Origin of the sequence: Curtobacterium sp. PhB137 (assembly GCF_003814955.1) — a bacterium.
Classification (GTDB): Bacteria; Actinomycetota; Actinomycetes; order Actinomycetales; family Microbacteriaceae; genus Curtobacterium.
Window position 1 is genome coordinate 24,888 of the sequence record NZ_RKQO01000008.1, and the last position, 16,818, is coordinate 41,705.

Genomic DNA, 16,818 nt, shown 5'->3' on the forward strand with positions numbered 1-16,818 from the left:
TGTTGTTCGGCCTGGAGGCCCGTGGCGCGTCCGGCGGCGCCGTCGCGCCCGTTGCGGGTCGGGTTCAGAGCGAGCGCACCCAGTTGGTCAGCAGGCGGATGCCCGGCTCGCCGGACTTCTCGGGGTGGAACTGGGTCGCGGTGAGCGGCCCGTTCTCGACCGCGGCGATGAAGCGCTGCCCGTGTTCGGCCCACGTCAGGCCGGGAGCACGGAACGGCCCGTAGGCGTCGAGGGGGAAGTCGGTCACGCCGTACGAGTGCACGAAGTAGAACCGCTCGTCGTGCAGCCCGTCGAACAGCACGGAGTTCTCCGGTGCCTGGACGGTGTTCCAGCCCATGTGCGGCAGGACCTCGGCCTGGAGCTGCTCGACGGTGCCGGGCCACTGCCCGAGCCCCTCGACGTCGGCTCCGCGTTCGATGCCGCGGGAGAACAGCACCTGCATGCCGACGCAGATGCCCAGCACCGGACGGCCACCGGCCAGACGGTGGTCCACGATCTCGCCGCCCTGGACGCCCTCGAGCTGGTCGATGACCGCGGCGAACGCCCCGACCCCGGGCACGAGCAGGCCGTCGGCACGGAGCGCCGCCTGCTTGTCGGAGGTCAGCGTGACCTCGGCCCCTGCCCGCTCGAGTGCCTTGGCGGCGGAGTGGACGTTGCCCGACCCGTAGTCGAGGACGACGACGTTCGGCTTCGCGGTCACAGTGCGCCCTTGGTGGAGGGGATGCCGTCGACGCGCGGGTCGAGCTCGACCGCCTTGCGCATCGCACGCGCGAACGCCTTGAACTCGGCTTCCGCGATGTGGTGCGGGTCTCGGCCACCGAGCACACGGACGTGCACGGTGATGCCCGCGTTGAACGTGATCGCCTCGAACACGTGGCGGATCATCGACCCGGTGAAGTGACCGCCGATGCGGTGGAACTCGAACCCCTCAGGCTCACCCGAGTGCACGAGGAACGGACGCCCGGAGACGTCGACGACCGCCTGGGCCAGCGCTTCGTCGAGGGGCACGAGGGCGTCGCCGTAGCGGCCGATGCCGGACCGGTCGCCGAGGGCCTGCTTGAGCGCCTGCCCGAGCACGATGCCGGTGTCCTCGACCGTGTGGTGCACGTCGATGTCGGTGTCACCGGTCGACCGCACGCGCAGGTCGATGAGCGAGTGCTTGCTGAACGCGGTCAGCATGTGGTCGAAGAACGGCACGCTCGTCGAGATGTCGGACGAGCCGGTGCCGTCGAGGTCGAGCTCGAGTTCGACGCTCGATTCGCTCGTGCTGCGGCTGATCGAGGCGGTGCGCGCGGTCATGCCCCAACCCTAACCGGCGGCTGCTCGGCGGCGACCTGCCGCATGGCGTCGAGGAACGCGGTGGTCTCCTCTTCGGTGCCGGCACTCACCCGCAGGTGGTTCGGGATGCCGAGGTCGCGCACGATGACGTCCCGCTCGAGCAGCGACTCGAACGCAGCGTGCGGGTCGGCGACCCCACCGAACAGGACGAAGTTCGACCAGGTCTCGTACGTCCGGTAGCCCATGGCCTGCAGCTCGGTCACCATCCGGTCGCGCTGCTGCTTGATGTCGTCGACCATCGCGAGCATCTCGGGCGCGTGGCGCAGTGCGGCGACGGCGGCTGCCTGTGTCAGGACGGACAGGTGGTAGGGCAGTCGGACGAGGCGAACAGCGTCGATCACGGCGGGGTGTGCCGCCATGTAGCCGACCCGTGCACCGGCGAACGCGAACGCCTTGCTCATGGTCCGGGAGACCACGAGTCGCTCGCGTCCGGGCAGCAGCGTGAGGGCGCTCGGCACGTCGGCCGGCATGAACTCGGCGTAGGCCTCGTCCACCATCACGATGCCGTCGGTCGCGGCGTACGCGGCCTCGATCGTCTCGATCGGCAGCGGTGTGCCCGTGGGGTTGTTCGGCCCGCACAGGAACACGATGTCCGGTCGGTGCTGCTCGATCGCCGCCACGACGGTCTCGGGTGAGATGCGGAACTCGTCGTCGCGCTCCGCCGGGATCCAGGTCGTGCCGGTTCCGGACGCCAGGATCGAGTGCATCGAGTAGGTGGGCGGGAACCCGAGGACGGAACGCCCCGGGCCGCCGAAGGCCTGCAACAGCTGCTGGAGGATCTCGTTCGAGCCGTTCGCCGCCCACAGCTGTTCTGCCGTGAGGCCGTGCCCGAGGTACCCGGCCAGCGACTCGCGGAGCTCCGTGAACTCGCGGTCCGGGTAGCGGTTCACTGTCGCGAGCGCCTGGCGGATCGAGGCGACGATGTCGTCAGCCACGTCGTCCGGCACGGGATGCGTGTTCTCGTTGACGTTCAGCTGGACGCGGACGTGCTTCTGCGGAGCGCCGTAGGGGCTCTGACCGCGGAGGTCGTCTCGGATCGGGAGGTCTTCGAGCGTGAATGCCACCGATCCATCGTAGGCCGCTGTGGCCACCGGACGACCAGCCGTCCGGACGGGACTGCCCACGACCACGTCTGGCGACTACTGGCCGGAGGTGTACTTCGTCGGGATGGCGATCTGCTCGCCGGCCTGCAGACCGGAGCCGTCGAGGGCGTTGAGGCTGATGACGTCCTGCACGAAATCGCGCGGGTCGGCGTTCGGCGCGGTGTCCTCGGCCAGCTGCCAGAGCGTCTCGCCCGGCTGGATCGTGACCTTGTCGAACTGCGTCCGAGCGCCACCAGCGGCGGCGTCACCGGCGGACGCCTGGCCGCCGTTGAGGACGAAGAAGGCGACGACGATGAGGAGGGGGAGCGCGGCGAGCGTCGTGAAGACGATGCGGCCGCGGCGCGTCAGGCGCAGGCGGACGCGCACGGCGGGGGCCGCGGTGCGCTGGATGTCAGCGATGGCGATGGTGCTCATGTCGTTCTTGCCTTCCCGTTCGGGTGAACCGAAGTCGTGTACCGAACATAGTTTCGAATCAGACGACGCACAAGTCCTGGGAGAGGATTTCTGCGGGGTTTTCTTGCGACACGCTCGAACAGGTGTTTGTCCGGGGTTGACCGGTCGGATACTGTTTCGATCGACTGGGACAAGTCAAACGGGGACCACCGACATTCCCGCCACGGCCGCTCAGCACCGACGAAAGCGAGACGACGTGGTGGACGAACTGCGGGGCCAGAAGCCGCTGACCGCGAAGCAGCAGACGATCCTCGACGCCATCCGCGCGTCCATCGCCTCGCGGGGCTACCCGCCGAGCATGCGCGAGATCGGCGATGCAGCCGGGCTCTCCTCGCTGTCGAGCGTGTCCCACCAGCTCGGCCAGCTCGAGCTCGGCGGCTGGATCCGCCGCGACCCGAACCGTCCCCGTGCGCTCGAGGTCCTGGTCGACGAGCCCACGCCGGACGTCACCGGACCCGACGTCGACGCCACCACGCTCGTGCCCCTGGTCGGTCGGATCGCCGCCGGTGTCCCGATCACGGCGGAGCAGCACGTCGACGAGATCGTCCCGCTCCCCCGGCAGCTCGTCGGCTCGGGCGACCTCTTCATGCTCAAGGTCGTCGGCGAGTCGATGATCGACGCCGCGATCTGCGACGGCGACTGGGTGGTCGTCCGTGCGCAGCAGACCGCCGAGAACGGTGACATCGTCGCCGCGATGCTCGACGAAGAGGCGACCGTCAAGGTCTTCCGCCAGCGCGACGGCCACACGTGGCTGCTCCCGCGCAACACCGCGTTCGAGCCGATCCTCGGCGACGCGGCCTCGGTGCTGGGCAAGGTCGTCGCAGTCCTCCGCTCCCTCTGAAGCACGCCGGGCACTGACCGGAGCACAACCGAAATCGGCTCGAACCACGAGATCTCGTGGTCCGAGCCGATTTGGGTTGTGCGGCGCTGAACGGAACCGCGGCCGGAGCGCACCCGCACGACGGACGTGGGGCGGGCCTCCCGGCCGTCAGCCGGTACCGGGTGTCAGGACGTGACGGGGGCGACCACGTACGGATCGAGCTCCGCGACCTGGCGCTGGAAGACGCGCACGCGCAGGCGGGTGCCGTCCTCGACGTAGTCGACGGAGTCGACCGCGCCGGCGTCGTGCAGCGTGGAGACGAGGTCACCGCGGTCGTAGGGCACGACCACCGTGAGCTCGACGTCGGGCTCCGGCAGGCGCTCCTCGATGGTGCGGAGCAGCTCCGGGATGCCCTCGCCGGTCCGGGCCGACACGAAGACGGCGTCCGACGCGAGCCCGATCAGGACGAGGCGCTGTGCGTCGTCGATCAGGTCGGCCTTGTTGAACACGACGATCTCGGGGATGTCGTGCGCGCCGACGTCGCCGATGACCCCGCGCACCGTCGCGAGCTGGGCCCCGGGGTCGGGGTGCGAGCCGTCGACCACGTGCACGATGACGTCGGCCTCGCCGACCTCCTCGAGGGTGGAGCGGAACGCCTCGACCAGCTGGTGCGGCAGGTTCCGGACGAAGCCGACCGTGTCCACGAAGGTGAACTCGCGGCCTTTGGTGCTCTCGGTCCGGCGGACCGTGGCGTCCAGCGTCGCGAACAGCTGGTTCTGCACCAGCACGCCGGCGCTCGTCAGACGGTTCAGGAGCGAGGACTTGCCCGCGTTCGTGTAACCGGCGATCGCGACGCTCGGCACCTCGTTGCGGTGACGGTCGGCACGCTTCGCCTCGCGCGCAGGACGGAACCCGGCGATCTGGCGGCGGAGCTTCGACATGCGGGTGTGGATGCGACGTCGGTCGAGCTCGATCTTCGTCTCACCGGGACCACGCGAACCCATGCCCGCACCGCCGGAGACCTGACCACCGGCCTGCCGGGACATCGAGTCACCCCAGCCGCGCAGTCGTGGCAGCAGGTACTGGAGCTGCGCGAGCTCGACCTGGGCCTTGCCCTCTCGGGTCTTCGCGTGCTGGCTGAAGATGTCGAGGATCACGGCCGTGCGGTCGATGACCTTGACCTTCACGACGTCCTCGAGCGCGCGGCGCTGCGACGGGGCGAGCTCGGTGTCCGCGATCACCGTGTCGGCGCCGGTGGCCTTGACGACCATCGCGAGCTCTTCCGCCTTGCCCTTGCCGAGGTAGGTCGCCGGGTCGGGGTTCGGTCGACGCTGGAGGAGTCCGTCGAGGACCACCGCGCCGGCCGTCTCGGCCAGGGCGGACAGCTCCCGCAGGGAGTTCTCGGCGTCCTGGGCGTCACCGTGCGGGTACACGCCGATCAGGACGACCTGCTCGAGCCGCAGCTGGCGGTACTCGACCTCGGTGACGTCCTCGAGCTCGGTGGAGAGGCCGGCGACGCGGCGCAGGGCCGCCCGGTCCTCACGGTCGTACTGGTCGCCGTCGCCGTCCCACCCGTGCTCGTCGACCGAGCGGGTCTGGATCGCCTGGGCGGGGGCGAAGATGGACGATGCTGCGCGGCGGTCGGCGTTGCGCAACACCCGTTCGACGACACCGTCTGCGCTGTCGTCGTTGGTCTGGTCGTTCTGCTGATGGGTATCCGTCATCCTGTCCACAGGGTACCTCCGGCGGGCCTCGGACACACCGGGTTCCCGCTACGGTTCATCCATGGCGAACGACCACTACTTCTCCGCGAACCCGTCATCGGACACCCGCGAACGCCAGATCGACGTCACCCTCGCCGGCCGGTCGCTCACGCTGACCACGGCAGCAGGGGTCTTCAGCCCGGACGGCCTCGACCGCGGCACCCGTGTGCTGCTCGGTTCCGTCCCGCCGCCCGCGCACGACGGCGCGCTGCTCGACGTCGGCTGCGGCTGGGGCCCGATCGCGATCACGATGGCGCTGCACTCCCCCGACGCGGCGGTGTGGGGCGTCGACGTCAACGAACGGGTGCTCGGGTTGGCGCGGGCCAACGCCGAGGCCGCGGGTGCGTCGAACGTCACCATCGCCCTGCCCGACGACGTCCCGGACGACCTGCGGTTCCGGACGATCTGGTCGAACCCGCCGATCCGCGTCGGCAAGGACGAACTCCACGAGATCCTGCTGACGTGGCTGCCCCGGCTCGAGGTCGAGGGCGACGCCTGGCTCGTGGTCTCGAAGGACCTCGGGGGTGACTCGTTGCAGAAGTGGCTCGTCGGTGCGCTCGGGGCCGGGTTCCACGTCGCGCGGGCGTCCACCGACAAGGGGTTCCGCGTCATCCGGGTGCGCCGGACGGCGTAGGCGGGCGCGCGGCGCCGGGCGCCGCGCGCGCCGCCCGGCCGGGCCGCGCCGGGCGCGCGCTGCGCGCCCGCGCCACTTCGTGAGCAGAAATGGTCGAGTCGCCGCAGCGCACCCGACCATTTCTGCTCACGAAGCGAAGCGCGCCGCGCGGCCCCGCCCCGCCCCGCGGCCCGCGGCCCGCGGCCCGCGCGCCCCGCGTCAGACCGTCAGGTCGCCGGAGAACACCAGCTCGGCGGGACCGGACAGCGACACGTGCTCGCCGTCCTCCGCCGCGAACATCCGCACCGTCACGACGCCACCGGGAACCCGCACGCGCCAGGTGTCCGGCGCACCGGAACCCACCCAGTACCGCGTCGCGAGGGCCGCAGCCACCGCACCGGTGCCGCACGACAGCGTCTCGCCACTGCCCCGCTCGTGCACCCGCATCGTGATCTCGCCGACGCCGTCGTTGATCAGGGGGTCGCCGGGCAGCACGAACTCGACGTTGGCGCCGTGCTCGGGCGCCGGGTCGAGCACGGGCAGGAAGGTCAGGTCGAGGTCGGCGAGTTCGTCTTCGGTCGCGACGGCGACGACCACGTGCGGGTTGCCGACGTCGATGCCGATGCCAGGCCGGGCACCGTCGAGGTTCTTGGCGCGCACCATGACGTCGTCCGAGCCGCCGTCCTCGATGCCCAGCCCCCACCGGCCGAGGTCGGCAGCGAAGCCGTTCGTGGTCCGCTGGATGTCGACCAGGCCCTTGCGGCTGCCGACCGTCAGGGTCTCGCCGGGTGCGAGCTCGACCAGGCCGGACTCGGTCAGGTACCGCGCGAACACCCGGATCCCGTTGCCGCACATCTCGGCGACCGTGCCGTCGGCGTTGTGGTAGTCCATGAACCACGTCGCCGCGGGTTCGACGGCCACCAGGGTGCGACCTTCGGGGATCGCTTCGGACCGCACCGCACGGATCACGCCGTCGCCGCCCACGCCGAAGCGTCGGTCCGCGATCGCGCGGATCCGCTCGGGGGTCAGGTCGACGGTGGCGTCGGGGTCGGCGAACAGGACGAAGTCGTTGCCGGTCCCCTGGCCCTTGGTGAAGTGCAGCTCTGTCACGGGACGATCCTACGGGCCAGTTCCGACAGGTCCCCGCGGTCGGCTCCGGTGACGTCGAGGGTCTCGGCGTCGGCGTAGCGGCGGAACCACGACACCTGCCGTCGGGCGTACTTGCGCGTCGCGATGCCGGTCGCCTCGACCGCGGCCTCGATCGTGGAGGTCTCCCGCAGCACGTCGAGCGCCTGCGAGTACCCGATCGCGGCCCGCGCGGTCTTCCCTTGCTCGATGCCCTGCTCGCGCAGAGCCGCGACCTCGTCGACGAGTCCGGCGGCGAACATCCCCGCCGCACGCGCGTGCAGCGCCGCGACCAGCTGCTCACGATCCCGTCGCAGGTGCAGGATGCGGGACGGTCGCCAGGCGCGGGGCGCGGACGGGAGGCTCGGGGTCACGACCTCGGACCGGCTCGCGATCTCGAGTGCCCGGATCAACCGCCGTGGGTTGCGTGCATCGATCGTCGCTGCGGCCGCCGGGTCCAGGCCGCGGAGCCGCTCGAGCAGGATGCCCGGACCGAGCTCGTCGTGCTCGCGCTCGAGCTGCGCGCGGAGTTCCGGGTCGGTGCCGGGGAACGCCAGGTCGAACAGGACGGAGGACACGTAGAGACCACTGCCGCCGACGAGCACGGCGACGCCGCCGTCCGCCTGGATCCGGTCCACGTCGGCTCGGGCAGCCACCTGGTACGCGGCGACGCTCGCCTCGTCGGTGACGTCGAGCACGTCGAGTTGGTGGTGCGGGATGCCGTGCCGTTCGTCGAACGACAGCTTCGCGGTGCCGATGTCCATGCCCCGGTACAGCTGCATGGCGTCCGCGTTGACGATCTCGGCGTTCCGGCCGGCGGCGCGGAGGCGTTCGGCGATCGCGATCCCGAGGTCGGACTTGCCCGTCCCGGTCGCGCCGACGACGGCGATCAGATCAGCGTCGGAGGCTTCGAGCCCGCAGTGCTGGGCCGGGCCGCGCTCGGAGTGCTGGACCGGGTCGCGCTCGGGGCCGTCCCCGACGGGGGCGTCAGCGCCCGACACGGAGCGTCGGCAGCCCGAGCGACACCGGGCGCGGACCGTCGCCGGGCGCCGCCGGGGTCGGCACGCCGCAGCTCTCGGCCTCGGCGCGGTCCCAGGCGTCGCCCGCTCGGGTGCGTCGGATGCGCAGTGGAGCGTCGTCGTCGGCGATCAGGAAGTGCGGGGCCGCGCGGGTGATCTCGACCGTCACGACGTCGCCGGGTCGCGGGACCGCGGAGCCCTCCGGCACGGCGAAGTGCACGAGCCGCGAGTCCTCGGCGCGTCCGGACAACCGGCGGGTGGCGTCGTCCTTCCGCCCCTCGCCCGTCGCGACGAGGACCTCGACGCTCCGGCCGACCTGCGCGGCGTTCTCTTCCGCGGTGATGCGTTCCTGCAGCGCGACGAGCCGCTCGTACCGCTCCTGCACGACGTGCTTCGGCAGCTGGTCGTCCATCGTCGCAGCCGGGGTGCCGGGGCGGATCGAGTACTGGAAGGTGAAGGCGCTGGCGAACCGTGCCTGCTCGACGACGCGGAGGGTGTCCGCGAAGTCCTCTTCCGTCTCGCCGGGGAACCCGACGATGATGTCGGTCGAGATCGCCGCGTTCGGGATCTTGGCGCGCACCCGGTCGAGGATGCCGAGGAACCGCTCGCTCCGGTAGCTCCGCCGCATGGCCTTGAGGACCCGGTCGGACCCGGACTGCAACGGCATGTGCAGCTGCGGCATGACGTTCGGGGTCTCGGCCATGGCGTCGATGACGTCGTCGGTGAAGGCTGCCGGGTGCGGGCTCGTGAAGCGGATGCGCTCGAGGCCGTCGATGGCGCCGGCCGCGCGCAGCAGCTTGCCGAACGCCTGACGGTCGCCGAACTCGACCCCGTACGAGTTCACGTTCTGCCCGAGCAGCGTGACCTCGATCGCACCGTCGTCGACGAGCGCCTGGATCTCGGCGAGGACGTCACCCGGGCGGCGGTCCTTCTCCTTGCCGCGGAGCGACGGGACGATGCAGAACGTGCACGTGTTGTTGCACCCGACCGAGATCGACACCCAACCGCTGTGGGTCGAGTCGCGCTTGGTCGGCAGCGTCGACGGGAACACGTCGAGCGCTTCGAGGATCTCGATCTGCGCCTCGTCGTTGTGCCGCGCACGTTCGAGCAGCGTCGGCAACGAGCCCATGTTGTGCGTGCCGAAGACCACGTCCACCCACGGCGCCTTCTCGAGGATGACGTTCTTGTCCTTCTGCGCGAGGCACCCACCGACGGCGATCTGCATGCCCGGGTGGTCGCGCTTGATGCCCGCGAGCTGCCCGAGGTTGCCGTACAGACGGTTGTCCGCGTTCTCGCGCACCGCACAGGTGTTGATCACGACGACGTCGGCCTGCTCGCCGTCCGCCGCCGTGTAGCCCGCCGCCTGCAGCGACCCGCTCAGCCGCTCGGAGTCGTGCACGTTCATCTGGCACCCGTAGGTGCGGACTTCGTAGGTGCGCTGGCGCGCTGCGACGGTGGCCATGGTCGTCCCAGTGTAGGTCGGGGCGACTACTCGAAGCGCACGGTCCCGCGGCCCGTCGGAGGGCGGCGTCCGCCGCCGTCGAGGGCCCGCTGGACGGCGATCCGCACCACGCCCGAGCCGTAGCCCTTGCGCATCAGGAACCCCGACAACCGACGCTCGGCGGTCGCACGGTCGAGCCCACGCATCTGCGGCGCACGCTTGTCGGCGAGCTCCTGGGCGCGGATGAACTCGTCGTCCTCGTCGTCGGCGGCTTCGTCGAGCGCGGTGTCGATCGCGATCTGGTCGATTCCACGACGACGCAACTCGGTGACCACGCCCTGCCGCCCCAGACCCTTGCGGGCGTGCAAGCGGTCCACCAGGTCGGTGGCGAGGGCGACGTCGTCGAGCAGCCCGACGCGGGTCAGGCGTTCGATCTCGTGCTCGACCACGTCGGGGTCGAGGTCCTGCTGGGTGAGCAGTGTCCGCATCTCGGACTCGCTCACGCCCTTGCGGCCGAGCGCCCGCATGCTGAGCCGCTCGGCGTCGGCGCGTTGCTCGTCCAGGGGACGCGGAGCATCCGCAGGGTCGAGTTCTTCGCCACCGGCGATCGAGAAGACCGACGCCGTCGTGGCGTCCGCCCCGTCGTCGTTGTAGCCGTCCTGCTCGGCCCGCGCGGTCCGGCCGGAACCGTCGCCGATGACCGGCGAGACCCAGTCGGCCTGTGCACGCGGCCCGCGGATGGGCAACGGGACAGGGGTGTCCGCATCGTCCTCGAGCACGGGCTCCGGAATGCTGGGCATCGTCTGCTCGGGTTCGGGGGTGGGCTCCGCAGCTGCCGGGGCCCGACGACGGGACCTCGCACCGAACAGGTCGGTGACCGGTGCGAGGCCGTCGTCGTCGTGGTCGGTGCTCACGCGCCCTTGCGCTCCGCGAGCTTCGGCGCGATCGACTCGACCGGAGCCTCTTCCGCCTTGGCGCCACCGACGCCGAGCTTGGCGAGGATCTTGCCCTCGATCTCAGCCGCGGTGTCGGGGTTCTGGATCAGGAAGGAACGCGAGTTCTCCTTGCCCTGCCCGAGCTGGTCGCCGTCGTAGGTGTACCAGGCACCCGACTTCTTGACGATGCCGTGGTCGACACCGAAGTCGAGCAGCGAGCCTTCGCGCGAGATGCCGACGCCGTACAGGATGTCGAACTCGGCCTGCTTGAAGGGCGGCGCCATCTTGTTCTTGACGACCTTGACACGCGTGCGGTTGCCCACCGCGTCGGTGCCGCTCTTGAGCGTCTCGATGCGACGGATGTCGAGGCGGACGGACGCGTAGAACTTCAGCGCCTTACCGCCCGAGGTGGTCTCCGGGGAACCGAAGAACACACCGATCTTCTCGCGCAGCTGGTTGATGAAGATCATCGTGGTCTGCGTCTGGTTCAGCCCACCGGCGAGCTTGCGCAGCGCCTGGGACATGAGGCGGGCCTGCAGACCGACGTGGGAGTCACCCATCTCGCCCTCGATCTCGGCGCGCGGCACCAGTGCTGCGACCGAGTCGATCACGATGAGGTCGATCGAGCCGGAGCGGACGAGCATGTCCGCGATCTCGAGCGCCTGCTCGGCGGTGTCCGGCTGCGACACGAGCAGGGCGTCGATGTCGACACCGAGCTTCTTGGCGTACTCCGGGTCGAGCGCGTGCTCGGCGTCGATGAAGGCCGCGATGCCACCGGCGCGCTGGGCGTTGGCGATGGCGTGGATGGTGAGGGTCGTCTTACCCGAGGACTCCGGGCCGTAGATCTCGACGATGCGGCCGCGGGGCAGTCCGCCGATGCCGAGCGCGACGTCGAGCGCCACCGACCCGGTCTGGATGACGTTGACGGGTGCGCGTTCGTCCGAACCGAGGCGCATGATCGCACCCTTGCCGAACTGCCTGTCGATCTGTGCGAGTGCGGTCTCGAGGGCCTTTTCGCGGTCTGCCGGTGATGGCATGGGGTGCTCCTTCGTGCTCGTGTTCGGCCGCCTGTAGGCTGTCGCGTCCACGCCGGCCGGTGGTGCAAGGCCGATGGTTCTGCGACAAGGCTTCGGGCTGTTCCCGATGTCCATCAACCTATGGCTGGCCACCGACATCACTGCCGACGGTCACGCGATCTGTGGATGGAACACCCGGGCGACGCCGCTGTGGAGGAACGTACCACCGATCGAACACCCGTTCGAGCAACACGCCGAACACAGTTTCGGGTGACGACGGCGGCGCGACGGAGCGCGGACGCCTCAGTTCTGCGGCTCGGCCAACCCCTTGCCGTGCCGCCGGTCGAGCGGGACGTCCTGCGAGTCGCAGAGGGCGTCCCACACCCGACGGGCGTCGATGCCGGCGGCGAGGGCGTCCACGGCCGAGCGGCCACCGAGGTCCTCGAGCACGACGTCACGGCTGACCACGGACCCGTAGGCCTCGCCGAACACCTGGTCGACGGCACGCCAGAACTCACTCACCCGCATCCGACAAGCCTAAAGCGTCCCCGAACACACAGCGCCCCGGACGCAGAACGCCCCCGCCGGGAGGTTCCGGCGGGGGCGGTCAGTGCGAGGCGCTCAGCGCACCGCGAGGTCGTTGTCGAACTCGGCGACGAGGTCGTCCGGGAGCGTGTCGGGGACGGGAGTGAGTCCCTCGACGATCGCGAGGCGGTCGCCCACCTCGCGCATGATCGTGGAGATGGGGGTGTCCAGCGCGTCCGCGACGGACGCGAGGATCTCCGAGCTGGCCTCTTTCTGACCACGCTCGACCTCACTGAGGTACCCGAGAGCCACACTGGCCTTGGACGCGACCTGACGGAGGGTCCGGCCCTTCTGCAAGCGGAAGTCCCGAAGCACATCGCCGATTTCCTGACGAACGAGAACCATGAGAACTCCTCCTCTCTGTCGTCTCCGCGCCCGCCCGATCCGGAGGATCGAGTTCGGGTTCAGCAACTTTAGCGTTGCCGGTTGAAGCATGCTAACCAGGCTGGCTGCCGTCCTGCTGGAGATTGCGTGAGATGTAACCCAGTGGAAACGGGACCTATTCCCGGCCCCGGACCACGGACGACATCCGTGTCAGGAGTTCGGAGACGGACGCCGTGCGGATTGCACCGCGGTCCCCGTCGAGGTGGAGTTCCCAGGCAGTGGCGCCGTCCGCCGACGCGATGCCGACGTAGACGGTGCCGACCGGCTTGCCGTCCTGCGGGTCCGGCCCGGCGACACCGGTCGTGCTGATCCCCCACGTCGCCGGCTCACCATCGACGGACAGCGCGATGCGGACACCGGCCGCCATCTGCCGCGCGACCTCGGGATCGACGGCCCCGTTGGCCGCCAGCAACGCCGACGACACCCCGAGCACGGTGTGCTTGACGGGCGTCGCGTAGGCCACGACTCCCCCGCGCACCACGGCGCTCGCCCCCGGAACACCGACGAGCGTCGACACCACCAACCCGCCGGTGAGCGACTCCGCCACGGCGACGGTCTCACCGCGACGCGTCAGGTCGGCGACCAGGTGCTGCGCGATCGCGTCGACCGTGTCGGCAGGGCCGGGAGGCACGGCGCCGGTCGCGTCGTCGGCCTGCGTCACGCGGTGGTCCGGTTGTGCTTCCACGCCTGGTACAGGTAGTCGATGCCGCTGAGCACGGTCGCCAGGAAGGCGGCGCTCATCAGCACCACGTTGACCCAGTGCGCCCAGTCGCCGACGAGCTCCCACCACGGGAAGAGTGCCGACGTCAGGGCGACGGCCTGCAGCACGGTCTTGATCTTGCCACCGCGACTGGCCGGGATCACCCGGTCCGACAGCACCGCGAAGCGGAACACCGTGATGCCGATCTCGCGCACCATGATGAGCACCGTCACGTACCAGGGCAGCTCGAGCAGGATCGACAGGGCGACGAGCGCGCCGCCGATCAGGACCTTGTCGGCGATCGGGTCGACGAGCTTGCCGAAGTCGGTGACCAGGTTCTGCCGCCGGGCGATGATGCCGTCGGCGCTGTCGGTCACGATCGCGACGACGAAGACGATCGCCGCCCAGATGCGCAGCGGGCCGTCGTCGCCGGCGTCGGCGAGGAGCAGCACGAAGAACAGCGGCGCCATCAGGATGCGCACCACGGTGATGATGTTCGCGACGTTCGCCGTCGATGCGGGGCCGGGACCCTTGCGGAGCAGTCGCCCGCGCCAGGGGAACTTCGCGCCGTGTGTCGTGTCCGTGCCGTCCGAGGCGGTCATCGCCTTCACTCCCTGCCCGTCAGTCCCCACGCGTCCTCATCGGGCTCGTCGTGCACTTCATCGTACCCGCGGGTCATGTCGCCCACGGGGTCGGCGCCGTAGCGATCGCCGTCGTCACTCGGGCCGGGCACGGGGGCCACGGGCGCCGGAGCAGCCGGCGGCTCCTCGCCGCGGAGCTTCGCGAGCACCGCGGGCAGCTGGTCGGTGGTGACGAGCACGTCCCGGGCCTTCGACCCCTCGGACGGCCCGACGATGTCGCGGGACTCCATCAGGTCCATCAGGCGACCGGCCTTGGCGAAGCCGACCCGGAGCTTGCGCTGCAGCATCGAGGTCGAGCCGAACTGCGTCGAGACGACCTGTTCGACCGCCGCGAGCAGCAGTTCGAGGTCGTCGCCGATGTCGGCGTCGATCTCCTTGCGCTCGACCACGGCCTGGACGTCCTGGCGGTACTCGGGCTGGGCCTGGCGGGTGACGTGCTGGACGACCTCGGCGACCTCGCCCTCCTGCACCCACGCTCCCTGCACGCGCAGGGACTTCGACGACCCCATCGGCAGGAAGAGCGCGTCGCCCTGACCGATGAGCTTGTCCGCGCCGGGCTGGTCGAGGATGACGCGGGAGTCCGTGACGCTCGTCACCGCGAAGGCGATGCGGGACGGCACGTTCGCCTTGATCAGGCCGGTGATGACGTCCACCGACGGGCGCTGCGTCGCGAGCACCAGGTGGATGCCGGCGGCACGGGCGAGCTGGGTGATGCGGACGATCGACTCCTCGACGTCGCGCGGGGCGACGAGCATGAGGTCCGCGAGCTCGTCGACGACGACGAGCAGGTACGGGTACGGCTTGAGCTTCCGCTCGCTGCCGGCGGGCAGGACGATCTCGTTGTTCTCGATCGCCTTGTTGAAGTCGTCGACGTGGCGGAACCCGAACGACGCCAGGTCGTCGTACCGCATGTCCATCTCCTTCACGACCCACTGCAGCGCTTCGGCCGCCTTCTTCGGGTTCGTGATGATGGGCGTGATGAGGTGCGGGACACCCGCGTAGATCGAGAGCTCGACGCGCTTCGGGTCGACCAGGACCATGCGGACCTCGGACGGTTTCGCCCGCATGAGCAGCGACGTGATCATCGAGTTGATGAAGACCGACTTGCCGGAACCGGTCGAACCGGCGACGAGCAGGTGCGGCATCTTCGCCAGGTTCGCGACGACGAAGCCACCCTCGACGTCCTTGCCGACGCCGATCGTCATCGGGTGCTTCGACTTCCGCGCCGCGTTCGAGCGCAGCACGTCGCCGAGGGACACGATCTCGCGGTCGGAGTTCGGGATCTCGACACCGATGGCGCTCTTGCCCGGGATCGGCGAGAGGATCCGGACCTCGTTGGAGGCCACCGCGTACGACAGGTTCTTCGACAGCGCCGTGACGCGCTCGACCTTGACACCCGGGCCGAGCTCGATCTCGTAGCGGGTGACCGTCGGACCGCGGGAGAACCCGGTGACCTTCGCGTCGACCTTGAACTCCGTCAGCACGCCGGTGATGGCGGCGACGATGTCGTCGTTCGCCTGGCTGCGAGCGACCGAGGGGGTGCCGGAGCTCAGGGTGGTGGCGGCCGGCAGGCGGTACGGCTTCGACGGGTCGTCGTCGGTCGCCGCCGCGGAGAGTTCCTCGGGCTCGTCGACGACCGGGTCCTCGACGAGGGGTGCCGCGACCACGTCGGGCACCGCGGGGCGGATCGCCGCGGTCGGCTCCGGACGCGCGGGGACGTCGGTGCCGAAGTCCCGCAGGGCCTGCTCGGCGACCTGCAGGTCCTGTTCGACGGAGTCGTTGAGGTTGACCGACGCGGGTTCGGCCGGCGTCAGGTCCACGAGACCGGCCGCAGCGCCCGCGTTGGGGTTGACCACCGGGGCAGCGGGTGCTGCCGCCGCGGCGGGTGCTGCCGTCGGTGCGACACCGGTGGCCGGGGGCAGGACGGGGCTGTCGTACGCCGGGTCCTCTTCGCGCCCGGACTTGTTCCGCCGCCACCACGGCACGTTGTCGCCGCCGGCGTCACCGTCGGCAGCGGCCTGCTCCTCGCCGAAGCCGAGGTCGTCGAACAGCTGGAAGTCGGTGTCGCCCTTCTTGCCGCGCTTGGTCGTCTTGGTGCGGGCGGCGGGTGCCGTTGCTGCCGCTTCGACCTCGGGCTCGGCGGCCGGGGCCGGCGCTCCGAACAGGTACGCGTACAGCTCGTGCAGCCGACGCCCGACCTTGTTCGGCGGCGTCTTGGTGATGATGAAGAGGGAGAGCACGAGCAGCACGATCGCCACCGGGACCGCGACCCAGGCGGTCGCGATCGTGACGAGCCAGCCGATCACGACCCAGCCGAGCACACCGCCGGCCGCAGCCAGGGCGGGCATGCCGTCCGCTGCGCTCGGCTGCCCGCCGAAGACGTGGCAGAGCGAGGCGATCGCGACGAGCAGGATCCCGAGGCCGATGCCGATCCGGGTGTTGTCGTGCACCGAGGCCGGGTGCCGGAACAGCCATCCGGCGAAGACGATCATGATCACCGGCAGAGCGAACGCCAACCGGCCGAACAGCCCGCCGAACGTGTACGCGTCGAGGGCGACCGACACCCCGTTCGTCGGGTTGAGCCACTCGACGACCGCACCGGCGATGGCCAGCACGAACAGCAGGAACGGGAACCCGTCACGCCGCTGGTCCTTCTCGAGGGACTCCTTGCCGAGCAGTCGGAACATCGCGCCGACGCCGTGCGCCATCGCGAGCCAGAACGTCACGAGCGGGTTCTGCTCGCGGAACACCGGTGTCGGTGCCGCCTGCGGCAGCTTCTTCGTCGTGGCCTGGGTGCGCGACGAACCGCGCGTCCCGTTCCCACGGGACGACGTGGACGCGCGCGAGCGCGTGGTCGACTTGGTGCCTCCGGCCATGGGCAG

The 16,818-nt window shown here is 70.3% G+C and carries 17 protein-coding genes; 2 read left to right on the forward strand and 15 right to left on the reverse strand.

Annotated elements, in window-relative coordinates; translation table 11 throughout:
• Positions 1-64: 64 nt before the first annotated feature.
• From hisH to EDF28_RS14590, 4 genes are all read right to left on the reverse strand, one after another.
• Positions 65-700 carry an imidazole glycerol phosphate synthase subunit HisH gene (gene hisH, locus EDF28_RS14575; protein ID WP_123341022.1) on the reverse strand — a complete coding sequence of 212 codons (636 nt, stop codon included), beginning with the start codon at positions 698-700 and terminating at the stop codon, positions 65-67.
• The gene (gene hisB, locus EDF28_RS14580) at positions 697-1,299 is read right to left on the reverse strand and encodes an imidazoleglycerol-phosphate dehydratase HisB (protein WP_111084605.1); all 603 of its coding nucleotides are present in this window, start codon (positions 1,297-1,299) and stop codon (positions 697-699) included. The genes hisH and hisB overlap by 4 nt, the downstream gene beginning before the upstream one ends.
• Positions 1,296-2,402 (reverse strand): histidinol-phosphate transaminase, encoded by a 1,107-nt coding sequence (locus EDF28_RS14585; protein WP_123938799.1) that lies wholly within the window; start codon positions 2,400-2,402, stop codon positions 1,296-1,298. The genes hisB and EDF28_RS14585 overlap by 4 nt, the downstream gene beginning before the upstream one ends.
• A gap of 75 nt (positions 2,403-2,477) precedes the next feature.
• The gene (locus tag EDF28_RS14590; protein WP_123938800.1) at positions 2,478-2,855 is read right to left on the reverse strand and encodes a LysM peptidoglycan-binding domain-containing protein; all 378 of its coding nucleotides are present in this window, start codon (positions 2,853-2,855) and stop codon (positions 2,478-2,480) included.
• Positions 2,856-3,090: 235 nt separating this feature from the next.
• On the opposite strand from EDF28_RS14590, the gene lexA reads away from it, so the two are divergent.
• Entirely contained in the window at positions 3,091-3,735 is a 645-nt protein-coding gene (lexA, locus tag EDF28_RS14595) for a transcriptional repressor LexA (RefSeq protein ID WP_123293903.1), read from the forward strand.
• A 164-nt stretch (positions 3,736-3,899) separates the two neighbouring features.
• Here lexA and hflX read toward each other — a convergent pair whose 3' ends face one another.
• The gene (hflX, locus tag EDF28_RS14600) at positions 3,900-5,438 is read right to left on the reverse strand and encodes a GTPase HflX (RefSeq protein ID WP_123938801.1); all 1,539 of its coding nucleotides are present in this window, start codon (positions 5,436-5,438) and stop codon (positions 3,900-3,902) included.
• Positions 5,439-5,499: 61 nt separating this feature from the next.
• Here hflX and EDF28_RS14605 point away from each other — a divergent pair, with 61 nt between their 5' ends.
• Positions 5,500-6,111 (forward strand): class I SAM-dependent methyltransferase, encoded by a 612-nt coding sequence (locus EDF28_RS14605; protein ID WP_123938802.1) that lies wholly within the window; start codon positions 5,500-5,502, stop codon positions 6,109-6,111.
• Between the two features lie 198 nt (positions 6,112-6,309).
• On the opposite strand, the gene dapF is transcribed toward EDF28_RS14605, so the two are convergent.
• The 10 genes from dapF to EDF28_RS14655 form a co-directional block, all read right to left on the reverse strand.
• Entirely contained in the window at positions 6,310-7,200 is an 891-nt protein-coding gene (gene dapF / locus EDF28_RS14610) for a diaminopimelate epimerase (protein ID WP_123938803.1), read from the reverse strand.
• Positions 7,197-8,108, reverse strand: a complete 912-nt coding sequence (gene miaA, locus EDF28_RS14615) for a tRNA (adenosine(37)-N6)-dimethylallyltransferase MiaA (RefSeq protein WP_123939006.1) — start codon at positions 8,106-8,108, stop codon at positions 7,197-7,199. The genes dapF and miaA overlap by 4 nt, the downstream gene beginning before the upstream one ends.
• Before the next feature lie 94 nt (positions 8,109-8,202).
• Positions 8,203-9,696, reverse strand: a complete 1,494-nt coding sequence (gene miaB, locus EDF28_RS14620) for a tRNA (N6-isopentenyl adenosine(37)-C2)-methylthiotransferase MiaB (RefSeq protein ID WP_123938804.1) — start codon at positions 9,694-9,696, stop codon at positions 8,203-8,205.
• Positions 9,697-9,722: 26 nt separating this feature from the next.
• A complete protein-coding gene (locus EDF28_RS14625) occupies positions 9,723-10,589 on the reverse strand; it encodes a regulatory protein RecX (RefSeq protein ID WP_123938805.1) in 867 nt (288 codons plus the stop codon).
• Positions 10,586-11,647 carry a recombinase RecA gene (recA, locus tag EDF28_RS14630; protein WP_111084595.1) on the reverse strand — a complete coding sequence of 354 codons (1,062 nt, stop codon included), beginning with the start codon at positions 11,645-11,647 and terminating at the stop codon, positions 10,586-10,588. Before recA ends, EDF28_RS14625 begins: the two co-directional genes overlap by 4 nt.
• A 282-nt stretch (positions 11,648-11,929) precedes the next feature.
• On the reverse strand, positions 11,930-12,154 hold the full coding sequence (locus EDF28_RS14635; RefSeq protein WP_111084594.1) for a DUF3046 domain-containing protein: 225 nt from the start codon (positions 12,152-12,154) through the stop codon (positions 11,930-11,932).
• 93 nt (positions 12,155-12,247) lie between these two features.
• On the reverse strand, positions 12,248-12,556 hold the full coding sequence (locus EDF28_RS14640) for a helix-turn-helix domain-containing protein (RefSeq protein ID WP_027464765.1): 309 nt from the start codon (positions 12,554-12,556) through the stop codon (positions 12,248-12,250).
• A gap of 154 nt (positions 12,557-12,710) precedes the next feature.
• On the reverse strand, positions 12,711-13,256 hold the full coding sequence (locus EDF28_RS14645) for a CinA family protein (RefSeq protein WP_395875290.1): 546 nt from the start codon (positions 13,254-13,256) through the stop codon (positions 12,711-12,713).
• Positions 13,253-13,897 carry a CDP-diacylglycerol--glycerol-3-phosphate 3-phosphatidyltransferase gene (gene pgsA, locus EDF28_RS14650; protein ID WP_185094255.1) on the reverse strand — a complete coding sequence of 215 codons (645 nt, stop codon included), beginning with the start codon at positions 13,895-13,897 and terminating at the stop codon, positions 13,253-13,255. Before pgsA ends, EDF28_RS14645 begins: the two co-directional genes overlap by 4 nt.
• Before the next feature lie 5 nt (positions 13,898-13,902).
• The gene (locus EDF28_RS14655) at positions 13,903-16,812 is read right to left on the reverse strand and encodes a DNA translocase FtsK (protein WP_123938806.1); all 2,910 of its coding nucleotides are present in this window, start codon (positions 16,810-16,812) and stop codon (positions 13,903-13,905) included.
• Positions 16,813-16,818: the final 6 nt, after the last annotated feature.

Bases quoted from the DNA above. Each gene is read 5' to 3' on its own strand.
- EDF28_RS14590 (WP_123938800.1), bottom strand. From the start codon at position 2,855: ATGAGCACCATCGCCATCGCTGACATCCAGCGCACCGCGGCCCCCGCC.
- EDF28_RS14635 (WP_111084594.1), bottom strand. From the start codon at position 12,154: ATGCGGGTGAGTGAGTTCTGGCGTGCCGTCGACCAGGTGTTCGGCGAG.
- recA (WP_111084595.1), bottom strand. From the start codon at position 11,647: ATGCCATCACCGGCAGACCGCGAAAAGGCCCTCGAGACCGCACTCGCA.
- EDF28_RS14640 (WP_027464765.1), bottom strand. From the start codon at position 12,556: ATGGTTCTCGTTCGTCAGGAAATCGGCGATGTGCTTCGGGACTTCCGC.
- hflX (WP_123938801.1), bottom strand. From the start codon at position 5,438: ATGACGGATACCCATCAGCAGAACGACCAGACCAACGACGACAGCGCA.
- pgsA (WP_185094255.1), bottom strand. From the start codon at position 13,897: ATGACCGCCTCGGACGGCACGGACACGACACACGGCGCGAAGTTCCCC.
- EDF28_RS14655 (WP_123938806.1), bottom strand. From the start codon at position 16,812: ATGGCCGGAGGCACCAAGTCGACCACGCGCTCGCGCGCGTCCACGTCG.
- miaB (WP_123938804.1), bottom strand. From the start codon at position 9,696: ATGGCCACCGTCGCAGCGCGCCAGCGCACCTACGAAGTCCGCACCTAC.
- EDF28_RS14605 (WP_123938802.1), top strand. From the start codon at position 5,500: ATGGCGAACGACCACTACTTCTCCGCGAACCCGTCATCGGACACCCGC.
- hisB (WP_111084605.1), bottom strand. From the start codon at position 1,299: ATGACCGCGCGCACCGCCTCGATCAGCCGCAGCACGAGCGAATCGAGC.